11 protein-coding genes are annotated in these 12,341 nt (G+C 40.6%); 6 read left to right on the top strand and 5 right to left on the bottom strand.

The genetic code is table 11. The annotated features are described in order from the left end of the window. Window positions 1-3 precede the first annotated feature (3 nt). Window positions 4-1,080: an ABC transporter substrate-binding protein gene (locus TY13_RS02915; RefSeq protein WP_042471431.1), complete on the top strand. Its 1,077-nt coding sequence runs from the start codon at window positions 4-6 to the stop codon at window positions 1,078-1,080. A 48-nt stretch (window positions 1,081-1,128) separates the two neighbouring features. Here TY13_RS02915 and TY13_RS20955 read toward each other — a convergent pair whose 3' ends face one another. After that, on the bottom strand, window positions 1,129-5,631 hold the full coding sequence (locus tag TY13_RS20955) for an S-layer homology domain-containing protein (protein ID WP_230199366.1): 4,503 nt from the start codon (window positions 5,629-5,631) through the stop codon (window positions 1,129-1,131). A gap of 595 nt (window positions 5,632-6,226) precedes the next feature. Between TY13_RS20955 and TY13_RS02905 the strand changes: the two genes are divergently transcribed. The 5 genes from TY13_RS02905 to modB all read left to right on the top strand — a co-directional run bounded on the left by TY13_RS02905 (window position 6,227) and on the right by modB (window position 9,807). Next, the gene (locus TY13_RS02905) at window positions 6,227-7,414 is read left to right on the top strand and encodes an MFS transporter (protein WP_042471428.1); all 1,188 of its coding nucleotides are present in this window, start codon (window positions 6,227-6,229) and stop codon (window positions 7,412-7,414) included. Window positions 7,415-7,513: 99 nt separating this feature from the next. Further along, the gene (locus TY13_RS02900) at window positions 7,514-7,846 is read left to right on the top strand and encodes a CpXC domain-containing protein (RefSeq protein ID WP_042471426.1); all 333 of its coding nucleotides are present in this window, start codon (window positions 7,514-7,516) and stop codon (window positions 7,844-7,846) included. A gap of 42 nt (window positions 7,847-7,888) precedes the next feature. Then, window positions 7,889-8,371, top strand: a complete 483-nt coding sequence (locus TY13_RS02895; RefSeq protein WP_042471424.1) for a hypothetical protein — start codon at window positions 7,889-7,891, stop codon at window positions 8,369-8,371. After that, window positions 8,368-9,138 carry a molybdate ABC transporter substrate-binding protein gene (modA, locus tag TY13_RS02890; RefSeq protein ID WP_042471421.1) on the top strand — a complete coding sequence of 257 codons (771 nt, stop codon included), beginning with the start codon at window positions 8,368-8,370 and terminating at the stop codon, window positions 9,136-9,138. The genes TY13_RS02895 and modA overlap by 4 nt, the downstream gene beginning before the upstream one ends. 3 nt (window positions 9,139-9,141) lie before the next feature. Then, entirely contained in the window at window positions 9,142-9,807 is a 666-nt protein-coding gene (modB, locus tag TY13_RS02885; protein ID WP_042471418.1) for a molybdate ABC transporter permease subunit, read from the top strand. 45 nt (window positions 9,808-9,852) lie between these two features. Here modB and moaD read toward each other — a convergent pair whose 3' ends face one another. The 4 genes from moaD to TY13_RS02865 are packed head-to-tail and all read right to left on the bottom strand — an operon-like array spanning window position 9,853 to window position 12,333. Continuing rightward, a complete protein-coding gene (moaD, locus tag TY13_RS02880; protein ID WP_042471415.1) occupies window positions 9,853-10,086 on the bottom strand; it encodes a molybdopterin converting factor subunit 1 in 234 nt (77 codons plus the stop codon). Between the two features lie 2 nt (window positions 10,087-10,088). Beyond that, the gene (locus tag TY13_RS02875) at window positions 10,089-10,559 is read right to left on the bottom strand and encodes a molybdenum cofactor biosynthesis protein MoaE (protein WP_042471412.1); all 471 of its coding nucleotides are present in this window, start codon (window positions 10,557-10,559) and stop codon (window positions 10,089-10,091) included. Continuing rightward, window positions 10,559-11,080, bottom strand: a complete 522-nt coding sequence (gene mobB, locus TY13_RS02870; protein WP_042471409.1) for a molybdopterin-guanine dinucleotide biosynthesis protein B — start codon at window positions 11,078-11,080, stop codon at window positions 10,559-10,561. Before mobB ends, TY13_RS02875 begins: the two co-directional genes overlap by 1 nt. Beyond that, complete coding sequence (locus tag TY13_RS02865; RefSeq protein WP_042471406.1) at window positions 11,041-12,333, bottom strand: molybdopterin molybdotransferase MoeA; 1,293 nt, start codon at window positions 12,331-12,333, stop codon at window positions 11,041-11,043. Before TY13_RS02865 ends, mobB begins: the two co-directional genes overlap by 40 nt. Between the last annotated feature and the right edge of the window lie 8 nt (window positions 12,334-12,341).

Genomic DNA, 12,341 nt, shown 5'->3' with positions numbered 1-12,341 from the left:
CAAATGAGACAGTTACTTCAAGCTACAATTGCTATCGTCATTGCTTGTGCTCTGTTATTTCTAGCTGCTAATCAACTGCAGGTAACTGGGGGTAAAGGAGGCAAGGATACACTAACTGTTTTTAACTGGGGAGAGTATATCGATCCAGATTTAATTAAGCAATTTGAAAAAGAAACAGGTATCCATGTTATTTATGAAACATTTGATTCAAATGAAGCAATGTTAACGAAAATTCAACAAGGAGGCTCAGCTTACGATATAGCTGCTCCTTCTGAATATACAGTCGAAATGATGAAGGAAAAGGATTTATTAATTCCTTTAGATCATTCAAAAATACCAAATTTGAAAAATATTGATCCATATTTTTTAGATTTAGCATTTGACCCAGGCAATGAATATTCACTTCCATACTTTTGGGGAACTGTTGGTATCGTCTATAATCCTACGATAATTGGTGATGAATTAACATTTGACTCTTGGGAAGATTTATGGGATCCATCATTAAAAGGTAAAGTCTTTTTAGTTGATGGTGCACGTGAAGTAATGGGTATGGGCTTAAACTCAATTGGCGAATCTTTAAATACGAAAGATGATAAAATTTTACGCACAGCAACGGATAAATTAATCACTCTTGCGCCAAATGTAAAAGCGATTATCGGTGATGAAATTACACCCTTAATGATTAATAATGAAGCATCTGTTGCTCTTACATGGTCAGGGCAAGCCGCAGATATGATGTTTGAAAATGAAGACTTAACATATGCTGTACCAGAAGAAGGCTCGAATTTATGGTTTGACAATTTCGTTATTCCAAAAACGGCGAAAAATATTGATGGGGCACATGCCTTCATTAATTTTATGCTGGATGCAGAAGTCAACGCACAAAATACGGATTACGTAGGCTACTCTACGCCTAATGCAGCAGCAATGGAGCTAATGGACCCTGAGGTAGTTGAGGATGAGCGTTACTATCCTGATGAAGAAACACGCGAGCATCTCGAAGTATACGAAAACCTTGGTCTTGAATGGTTAGGTAAATATAATGAGCTGTTTTTAGAGTTTAAAATGAATATGCGTTAAAAAGAAGCTTGTTTGGGATTTTTTCCAAACAAGCTTCTTTTCTTCTAACTATCTTTGCATAATGCGATATAAAAACGCCACAAATTGCGCTCTTGTGACAGCTTCATTCGGTCGGAAATTGCCATTATCACCTAACGCAATGCCTTCACGCTCTAGTACGGCAATATAGCCTGCGCTCCAATGCTTCTTGTCTACATCAGTGAACGAGCTTGTGCCATCTGGTGTTAATCCCAATATACCAACAAGCACCTTCGCCAATTGCGCTCTTGTCATATTTTCTGCTGGCAGGAATGCGCCATTGGAGCCGTCAATAATGCCCGCTTGCTGTAACACCTTAATCGCCTCATAATAGCGGTGATTCTTTGGTACATCTAAGAAATCATCCGCCTCTCTCACTGCTTCCAATGAAAAAGCTCTTGTTAGTAATACAGCGACATGCATACGGCTAACTGATTCATTTGGACGGAAAGTGCCATCCTCGTAGCCTTGGATAATCCCCTGTGCCGCTAGTTCTTCAATCATTTCTTTCGCCCAATGTGTCTCTACATCACCAAACGTTACAGTTGGCTTTGATGGTTGTGGCTCTTGTGGAGATTCAGATTCTTCCACGGGCAATGCTGTCCATTTCGCATATAGCGAAATATTTTCTCGCACAACTGTGTCTGCTGCCCAAGGCTTTGTCAATGCTTCATCCTCATACCAGCCGTCAAAGCGATAGCCTCCTCTTGTTGGTATAGGTAAGTCACTTATTTTTGTATTATAAGCAAGTTCAATTGGCGCTAGCACTGTGCCACCATTTGTATGCAATGTAATTTTAACAGGTGCTGGTGCTGAATCATCATTGTCGTTTGATGTTGAAGGTGACGTTGTATTACCTCCTGTTGATGGCGTAGCATCAAACTTGATTGTAGCACTAACCGCGGTGCTTATATTGCCCGCCTCATCTCGAAAGCGCACATAGACTGTCTTCATACCGTTCCCTGTTGTCAGATTCCACCTGTACGTTGATGTGATATTTTCCCATGCAGACGACCATGTATTAGCTTCATTCGATACTTGCATTGCTTCTGCATCCGCACTGACTCCAACAAATGATAGCGTTACATTTTTATCCTTCGTCAGCTCGTCTCCATTGTTAATTGTAAAGCTTCCCGTTGGTGCTTCTGTATCCAGCTTAATCGTCTGGCTTATGACATTACTTATATTTCCTGCTTCATCTTTGAAGCGGACATAAACTGTCTTTACACCGTCCCCCGATTCAAGATTCCAATTGTACGTTGATGTGATATTTTCCCATATAGACGACCATGTACCAGCCTCATTTGATATTTGCATTGCTTCTGCGTCTGGGCTGACATCCGTAATCGATAGTGTTACATCTGTATCCATTGTCCACTCGTTGCCATTGTTAATTACAACCGTCCCTATCGGTGCTTCCGTATCCAGCTTGATTGTAGCAATAATCGCATTGCTGATATTGCCCGACTCATCACGAAAACGCACATAGACTGTCTTCGTACCGTCTCCTGTTTCAAGATTCCAATTGTATGTTGGTTCGATATTTTCCCATATAGACGGCCATGTATCTGCCTTATTCGATATTTGCATTGCTTCCGCATCTGGGCTGACATTCGTAATCGATAGTGTTACATCTGTATCCATTGTCCACTCGTTGCCATCGTTAATTACAACCGTCCCTATCGGTGCTTCTGTATCTAGCTTAATCGTTTGACTTACGACATTACTTATATTGCCTGCTTCATCTTTGAAGCGGACATAAACTGTCTTTACGCCATCTCCCGATTCAACATTCCAATTGTACGTTGATGTGATATTTTCCCATGCAGACGACCATGTATCAGCTTCATTCGATACTTGCATTGCTACCACATCTGCGCTAACCCCCGTAAACTTTAGCGTTACATTTTTATCTGTTACCCACTCGTCTCCATCGTTAATTGTAAAGTTACCCATTGGTACTTCCGTATCTAACTTAATTGCAGCACTAATCTCGTTGCCGATATTGCCTGCCTTATCACGAAAACGGACATAAATTGTCTTATCGCCGTCTCCTGTTGAAAGATTCCAGTTATATACCGGCGCAATCGGCGTCCAGACTGCATTGCTCCAGTCTCCATTCAGATTCGACACTTGGAATTCAGCAATACCATCACTAAGATTATCAAAGGAAAGCTCTACTGCCGTTCTTGTCGCCCATGTAGCACCGTTATTGATTGTCACTGCTCCAGCAGGTATTGCTGTCAGAAGCTTTATCGAATCGCTTACGATGTTGCTAATATTGCCAGCTTGATCCTTAAAGCGGACATATACTGTTTTCTCACCGTCTCCTGGCGTTAGGGCCCAGCCTATCGTTGTAGCTTTAGGCAACCAGCCGCTATGATCATCGAAGCCCACCGGGTCATTGGAGATTTGCAATTGATGAGTATCTGGACTCAAGCCCGATAGCATTAAAGTGACATTAACGTTGTTCGTCCACTGATTCCCGTTATTGATCGTAAGCTCCCCTTCAGGTGGCGTCCAATCAACCTTAAACGAAACAGTCGTTGTATTACCAGCACCGTCTGTAACAATGAGCGTATAATCACCTTCGTCTGTAACCATATAAGGAGAGGTTATAGGGGCGCCGTTTAGTGTTGCTGTCCCCTCATTAAAGATGAAAGCTACCCTTTCATTATAGAGCCCTCCATTTGTTACTCCGACTACTTGAGGTGGAGTGGTATCCAAAACAATGCTTGCACTGACTGCTGTGCTTACATTACCAGCAGCATCACGATACTCTACATATACGGTTTTAGTTCCTTCCCCGCCAGAAAGTGTCCAGCCTTTGGATGTTGTATAGTTTTCCCATGTACCCATACCCGCAGGCTGGTTCTCATTGCGCAACCGCATGAGCGTAACACCAGATCCACTGTCGTTAGCTGTTAACGCAAGGTTGACATTGGCGCTTGCTGTTATCGAAGCACCTCCCTTAATCATGATTGTTCCAGAAGGACTCGTTTTATCAAGGCAAATTGTATCGCTGATTGTGCCTGAACTAATATTGCCTGCAGCATCTTTGAACTGGACATACACGGTATTTTCGCCTTCTTGATTGGCAATATTCCAAGAGGCTAATGAGTTGAATGCTTGCCATGCTCCCCATGACAGGGAATCATTCGAGAATCGCATTTCTTTCAAGCCGCTCCCTGAGTCAGACGCCGTCAGACTCAGATTAACGTTTGTGGAAGCTGTCCATAATGCACCTCCGTTAATTTGCAATGTTCCTGTCGGAGCAGATGTATCCATAAAGACGGACGTGCTTTCAATAGCCGAAATTCCACCCCGATTGTCCTTTAGCTGCATGTAAATGGTCTTATTACCATCCCCCGGCGATAATGGGAACCACTTCGAGGTTGTGAAATTCTCCCATACAGAAGGCCAATTTGCTAGATTTTCTGTGAATCTCATAGCTGTCACAATATCACCTGCATCAGGGTCAGAGGCGGTAATCGCAAGCGTAACAGAAGCTTCATTCGTATATGCCCCCTCCTTGACAAGTATCGTTCCAGTCGGTGGTTGGTTGTCTGCATAAGTAACAATCAGCTTAGGGCGAAGTATTGCGTTCGTGTGCTCGGCTGAATAAATAGAAAATCGCCCATTAAGTGGATTCGATTCATTTCCAATTGCAACAAGCGTAATATCCCGGTCTGTATTGTTTGTATATGCTTTGACCATTTCAGTCACATCTTTTGTTATTTTACCTCCTGGCGGTACTACTGGAAGACCGCTGAGATCTGTCGGAGCTATGTAGCGTACCGAAGATGCCCCTGTTTCTACTAGAGGGAATGAATTTAACGGTCTATCAGCGTTGGGGAAATCGTTGTTTGGGGAGCCATACACATCAACATACAGGGGATACCCTGGATTCACCCCCTCGACGTCTTGAACATACAACTCCAAGGTAGCAGCAGTGACCTCCTTCCCCGCATCTAACTTGAAACGGAAGGCCCCTCTACTTTTGGTATTCAAAAGATCAGGGGCTTGATGCGTCATACCGACGTATAATTTACCATTTTGGTAATTGTTGTACATGCCATCCCAAGAACCACCAATACTCCCTTCAAATGTCATAACATCTGCTTCTGGTAAATGCGTTACTTCATTTAACCCATTAGCCATTGTTTGAAGCATTGGCTGAGCAATGCGAATTGTGTATTTTTGTATCTCACTTGACCCCATTAGACGGAACCATAGAAAATGCTCACCAATATCTTCTACCATAAATAGTTTTGCTACATCAAAAGGTTGCCATGTTTGCCCGTCTTGCGAAAATTCTACCGTAGCACTATCCGCATAAGTAGATGTGACTTGAATGGCTACAGGGCTTGTCGCTATGTCGCCTTCTACATACGGCTTGCCATCTGTGGTCATCATAACTTGTAGTATAGAGGTGGTACTTGTCGCCATAACTGGTAAGCTACTAAATACAGTTTGCACTAGCAATACAATAATGGCGATAAGTGCTAATGTTTGCTTGTTTTTTTGTTGCATATTACTATCCCTCCTTCATTTGTTTTTTTCCTTATAAATAGACTATATAGACACAAGGTTAAAATTAGGTTAAAAAAACAAAAAAATTAACCTGTATTAACAATTTTTTTGTGTCGAAAGTGAAGTATCACCACTTCAAAAAATTGAAGCTAAATGGATGTAGTTTTAGTGAGGAATGACAGCCTATCAATTACGCCAAGGCGTAATTGCGTCCAGATTTTTTCGAGCTTGCTCGAAAAGCTCCTCTCCAAAAATCTGTGACATCCGCCGGGGCGTTTATCTTGATTCAGTGCGTGTTTGTACACCTACTGAACCATAGAAAACAAAATAGAGCATTCATCTCCCCACCTGTAGAGATGGGAGTTTTCTGTATCTGACGCTTCGCTTTCGATACAAAAAGACATCTTCTCCTGCGGTTACTCGTCGCAGTAAACCATTGCTGAATCAAGATAAAAAATGATTAGTGAAGTTAACAATCAGTAGTATATACGAACTACTAACTTCAATTTATTTAATGTACTGCCACAATCTTAATTAATAGCAGTCCCCAACTCCTTATGGTAGACTAAATTGAATCGAAAGGATGGACAAAAATATGACACAACAAACGAATAAATCCGCGCTATACATACTAATGTTTAGTTTATTTATTACAATGGGTGGTATCGGAATTATTATTCCGGTGATGCCTGATTACCTACTGCTATTTGGCGTTGGTGGCCAGGCGCTAGGCTTTTTAATTGCAGGCTTTGCTTTAGCACAATTTTTATTTTCGCCGATTGCTGGCGATTTATCTGACCGACATGGGCGCAAATTATTTATTATTGCGGGGCTTATTATCTATGGCTGTGCCCAAATTTTCTTCGGTCTAGCTACACATGTTTGGATGCTGTTTGTTGCACGTTTCTTAGCTGGGGTTGGCGCAGCTTTAATTATGGCTCCAACAATGGCTTATGTTGCTGATATTACAACAGTAGAAGAACGCGGCAAAGGTATGGGGATGCTTGGGGCTGCGATGTCTTTAGGTTTCACAATTGGACCTGGTATTGGTGGTTTTTTAGCAAAGGTGAATTTACACTTTCCTTTTTATATTGCAGGTAGCTTTGCTTTAGCTACTGCAGTCGTCTCTTATTTTGTTTTACCAAATGTAGCCGCACAAATAAAGCAGCAGGTGAAAAAGGATAATGTCTTTAAACAATTAGCAAATTCCGTAAAAATGCCATACTTCGTTATATTAATTGTTATTTTCACATTCAGCTTTGGTATCGCTAATTTCCAAGCAACGATGGCTATTTATTTAGGCTATAAATTCCACTATACGCCTACAGATATTGCCATTGTACTTACTGTCGGTGGCTTTGCTGGGGTTATTTTGCAAATGTTTGTTATCGACCGACTATTTAAACGTTTCGGTGAAATGAAAGTCATTCTTATAAATTTACTCGTTGCAGCAATTACAATGCTATTAATGATTTATATTAGCGGCTTCTTCATTATTTTAACTGTTGCAACACTATTCTCAATCGCAACAACATTTATTCGCCCTGCTGTTAATACGCTTGTATCGAAGTTAGCTGGCGATGGACAAGGCTATGCTGCTGGTATGAATAATGCTTATATGAGCTTAGGTAATATGGTAGGACCTGCACTTGCTGGTACTTTATTTGATTGGAATATGAATGCTCCTTATATTTTTGGAACCGTTATTTTACTTGCATGCTTACTACTCGCATTTACATGGACAACGCGTAAAGCGTCGCATTTAATGCAACCAAGTGAATAGAAACTTTATTTTCATATGCCTTTATAAACATCCTCATCGCTTAGCGATAGGATGTTTTGTTATAATTATAATTAATAATCGGTAAAAGGATGAAGACAATTGGAAGCAAAAAAGGTGAGATTACAGTGCGAGCAATGCGGTGAAACATTTACAATTGATTTTGCTACAGCAAACTTGTCAGTGCAAGTTGCTAGAGTTAACGGCAAAACAATTGAAAATCGTTTATTTATAGAGGCATGTCCGAAGTGCGGGCATGTCCATACAGTTTCAAGTGAGGATCCGAATGAGTGGGGCAATCGCAAAATCCCCTCTCCCAAAAAGCTAATGTATGGTTTATCATTTAGTTGTTTATTTATTTTACTCGGCGCAATAGTCGCGCTATTTTTTGCTGGTAGAGGTATTGCAGTTATTTGGAGCTGGCTGTTTCAATAGAGGGACATTTCAATTCGAATCATTTACTATGGGGGCAAAAACATGACCAATTCTATATCAAATGTAAAGTATATAAACCAAAATCTTTTTTCTACAAAAGAAGCTACGAACGACAAAGATTTCTTTGATACTTTATTGAGTGTATTTGATGCAAAGGATAAGAAGCATTATAAAAAAACAGATACGACATTTAACTTATTTTCTGACGCCAGCTCCCTTGCTTTTAGTAAAGGGCTGTTATCAGGAATTCATATCCCTGATAGTATACATGACGTTTTAAACGACAATAAGAAAATGTCGAATATTTTACAAGAAACAACGAGCTCGCACCTTCTCAAATCCCTTTCTAGTGCTAAGGGTAACTTAGAAAAACAAGCAGCTGCCTATAAAAATAGCTTGAATATGTCACAACAACGCTTGCAACAAATGGAGAAAAATATTGCGCTAGTAGAGCAATTATTTGATAGCCAAAAAAATTCTTTCATGACTAACCTCTCTAAAAATCAAGGAGCAAAGCGAATATGAAAAAATTTTATAGCTTAGCCATTCTATTTTTATCTATTCTATTAGTAGGCTGTAACAGTCAAACAAGCAGCTCTGCAACAACTGAACTAACTATTTCGGCTGCCGCTAGCTTACAAGATGCGTTAGAAGAATTAAAAGTTACTTATATTGCGGAGCACCCCACTATTAATATTACCTATAATTTTGCTGGCTCTGGTGCATTACAGCAGCAAATTTTACAAGGTGCACCTGTTGATTTGTTTTTTTCAGCAGCAGAAAATAAATTTTATGAGCTAGTAAATGAAGGTTTAATTGACCCACAACAAGGGGTAAATTTACTGGCGAACGAGCTTGTCTTAGTCGTTCCTACAAGCAATACTAAAAACATCCAATCTTTCGAGGATTTAAAAAATGCTGAAAAGATTGCGCTTGGTACACCTGATAATGTTCCTGCTGGTCAATATGGGATGGAAACATTACAAAATATAGGATTGTGGTCTGCAATAGAAAATAAAATTGCCTATACAAAAGATGTACGACAAGTACTGACGTATACTGAAACTGAAAATGTTGATGCAGGCTTAGTTTATAAAACAGATGCGCTCATCTCAGATAAAGTAAAGATTGTAGCGACTGCTGCGAGCGACACTCATACACCTATTATTTATCCAGTAGGCATTTTAAAGGATAGTGAACAAGCTACTGCTGCCACAGATTTTTATCAATTTTTACAAAGCGATACAGCAATGAATATCTTCGAAAAGTACGGCTTTAAAAAGGGGCAATAGTTGATGGGCGCTTATTTTTGGTCTCCACTTATACTTTCTATGGAGACTGCCTTTGTTTCTTGTGGTATCGTTCTGATTATCGGTACTTTGCTAGGAAGATGGATGGCAAGGCGACATTTCCGCGGAAAATTATTGGTAGAAACTTTGCTTTTATTACCGCTAGTTTTACCACCTACTGTTGTTGGCTTTTTATTAATTATCCTTTTCGGTAAAAATAGTGTATTAGGTAGTGCCATTATTTGTCTTTTCAACCAGCCAATTATGTTCACTTGGTGGGCAGCAGTTCTTGCTTCGACTGTGGTCGCTTTTCCATTAATGTATCAATCGGCCAAACTAGGCTTCGAGTCGATTGACCAAGACATTGAAAATGCAGCACGTGTAGATGGGGCAAATGAAAGGCAAATTTTTTTCTATATAGCTATTCCCCTTGCCTTCAAAGCTCTCTTAGCAGGTGGCGTACTAAGCTTTGCAAGAGCTTTAGGCGAATTCGGCGCAACATTAATGTTTGCTGGCAACTTGCCTGGCAAAACACAAACTGCCCCAATCGCGATTTATATGGCGCTAGGCTCCAACAATATGCCACTCGCATGGGCATGGGTAGGCTGCATGGTTGGGATTTCATTTCTTATGCTAATAGCTGTGCATATAATAAGAGCGAGCGATTCATGATGAATTGCCCGCTCTTTTGTTTGATTTATTTGCGACTTGCCCAAGTCATCCACCACTAATTGGTGGAATAAAGGCAACTGTATCTTCTGGTTGAACAATCGTTGCGTCTGTCGCAAATTCCTCGTTTACCGCAGCCATCACTTGCTGTAATGAAATATTTGGATAGTTGCTTGCTACCCATTCCTTCACTTCACCAACTGTGCATTGTGGTAAATCAATCGTTATTTTTGATTGCCCAATGGTTTCTTGTAAATGAGCAAATAATAAAATATGCATAATGTTTATTCCTCCTCATTTAATGGTGGAGCTCCTGTAGGATAAGGGACATTTTCTAGTTGATCCCCTATCCATTCCGTTCCATCTTCCCAATGCTCTTTTTTCCATATTGGCACAATCTGTTTTATACGATCAATGGCATATTCATTTGCTTCATAGGCCATTTTTCGATGTGGCGAGGAGACAGCGATTACAACTGCAATATCTGAAATCGCTAAATGACCAACACGATGTGTAATAGCTATATGCGCATCTGGCCAGCGTTCCTTTATCTCTTGTGCTATTTGCTCAAACATTTTAATTGCCATAGGTGTGTAGGCTTGATATTCCAAATGCAACGTTTTTTTGCCATTTGTCATTTCTCGCACTGTGCCAATAAAAACGGTGATAGCACCAGCATTACGGCTTACTACTTTTTGCCTTACCTGCTCCACATCAATCACTTTGTCCGTAATCTCAAACAATGGTCCATTCATCAATTTCTCCTCATTTCTGCTACTAAAAAATCAATATATTGTGCTTTTTCATCAATTGAAAAAGATGGATAATGCAGTGGCTGCTGAAGTGGATAACTAGGCCAATATAGCACACAGATAATATTGGATACTTGCTGTAATAAAACATTATCTTCCGCTGTTCGTAGCAGTACAACTTTTGGGTAATGTTCATTTTTATAGCCTTCAATTAAAAGCAGATCAAGAGGAAAAGAAGCATAAATAGCTAAAATATCTGCTAGCTCCCAGCGCTCCTGCTGTATGCTTAAACGCAAAGTACCTGCCCCTTCAACAGCTGTCATGATAGCACCCGCCTGCTCATGTCGTGCGCTATCCTTTATATTATCTATTTGTGGGGTACCGCCATGACCATGATGCTTGATTGTCCCTACACGCAGCCCCTCTTTTGTCGCATATGCAATTAGTTGCTCAATAAGCGTTGTTTTACCGCTATTTTGATAGCCTACGATCTGTAGGATTTTTCGATTTTGTCCCAAGGCCATTCACTTCCTTGCATATCTTCCAATAATAAAACTGCTACTTGCATGCCCTGTTCATAACCACGCGAACCACCTGGTAAGACGATAAAAGCATTGGCTCCTTCTAACGAGGACACAGCGCTTGATTTATCAAAACCCGAAGGCACAGCAATTAGTTGTCCATTATTCAAGGAAACCGCCCCGCGCACAAAGCGAGTAAATGGATTAGGCTTTGTAAAATCTGCTCCTAACACGGCTTGCTCTCGACGTAAATGTGGCTGTGGATTATGAAAGGCAGCTCGCACAATCGGCCGCGTAAATAACTCAAAGCCAACATAGCAAGCAGATGGATTTCCTGACAAACCGTATAATAGCTGACCATTGCGAACAGCAACTGTTGTAACACTACCAGGTCGCATTGCTACTTTATTAAATAGCACATCTGCACCAATTGCTTTATAAATAGCCGGTAAGTAATCATAATCTCCAACAGATACACCGCCTGTTGTAATAAGTATATCTACTTCTTTTAAAGCTTGTTCTACAGCTTGAATACATAAATCAAGATCATCACTCAATTGTCCAAAATATTTTGCGCTTGCACCAGCGCGTTCAATTTGCGCCATCACCATATAAGCATTGCTATTACGAATTTTCCCAACTTGCAGCGCTTCATGGGGCTCTAGTAATTCACTGCCTGTCGCAAGCACACCGATAATTGGCTTTTTGAAAACGGACACTTCTGCATAGCCAAATGTCGCAAGTAATGCCACAACCCCTGGATTAATATACTGCCCTTTTGTTATTAAAACAGCTCCCTCTTGAATATCCTCACCTTTGTATGAGATATTTGTTCCAGCCTGTATAGGGCGCTTTAACGACATATATGCTTGCCCATCCTGCTCAAAGCTATGTGTTATTTCTAACATGACAACGGCATCACACCCTTGTGGAATCATAGCACCTGTCATAATACGTACGGCTTGTCGCTCACCTACGATACCATCAAATACATAGCCCGCACCAATTTCCCCTACAACATGAAACGTAGTAGGCTGTTCAGCACATGCTTCTTTACTATCAATTGAACGAATAGCATAGCCATCATAAGGTGAACGGTCAAAAGCAGGGACATCTTGGTCTGCTGCAATATCCTCCGCTAAAAAACGTCCATATGCTTGATGTAATGGAACGATTTCTGTTTTTTCTTCATATGCAAAATCCATAACGCGTAGCACAGCTTCCTCTACAGCTATTGGCTTTCTTTGTTCTACCATATTGAACA

The organism is Bacillus ndiopicus, from assembly GCF_000612805.1.
Lineage (GTDB): Bacteria > Bacillota > Bacilli > Bacillales_A > Planococcaceae > Metasolibacillus > Metasolibacillus ndiopicus.
The sequence above is the reverse complement of the archived record's forward strand: the minus strand, read 5'-3'. Positions and strand labels throughout refer to the sequence as shown.

What these genes read in the sequence shown, in the direction of transcription:
- TY13_RS02915 (WP_042471431.1), top strand. Translation starts at nt 4, where the DNA reads ATGAGACAGTTACTTCAAGCTACAATTGCTATCGTCATTGCTTGTGCT.
- TY13_RS20955 (WP_230199366.1), bottom strand. Translation starts at nt 5,631, where the DNA reads ATGCAACAAAAAAACAAGCAAACATTAGCACTTATCGCCATTATTGTA.
- TY13_RS02905 (WP_042471428.1), top strand. Translation starts at nt 6,227, where the DNA reads ATGACACAACAAACGAATAAATCCGCGCTATACATACTAATGTTTAGT.
- TY13_RS02895 (WP_042471424.1), top strand. Translation starts at nt 7,889, where the DNA reads ATGACCAATTCTATATCAAATGTAAAGTATATAAACCAAAATCTTTTT.
- modA (WP_042471421.1), top strand. Translation starts at nt 8,368, where the DNA reads ATGAAAAAATTTTATAGCTTAGCCATTCTATTTTTATCTATTCTATTA.
- modB (WP_042471418.1), top strand. Translation starts at nt 9,142, where the DNA reads ATGGGCGCTTATTTTTGGTCTCCACTTATACTTTCTATGGAGACTGCC.
- TY13_RS02875 (WP_042471412.1), bottom strand. Translation starts at nt 10,559, where the DNA reads ATGAATGGACCATTGTTTGAGATTACGGACAAAGTGATTGATGTGGAG.
- mobB (WP_042471409.1), bottom strand. Translation starts at nt 11,080, where the DNA reads ATGGCCTTGGGACAAAATCGAAAAATCCTACAGATCGTAGGCTATCAA.
- TY13_RS02865 (WP_042471406.1), bottom strand. Translation starts at nt 12,333, where the DNA reads ATGGTAGAACAAAGAAAGCCAATAGCTGTAGAGGAAGCTGTGCTACGC.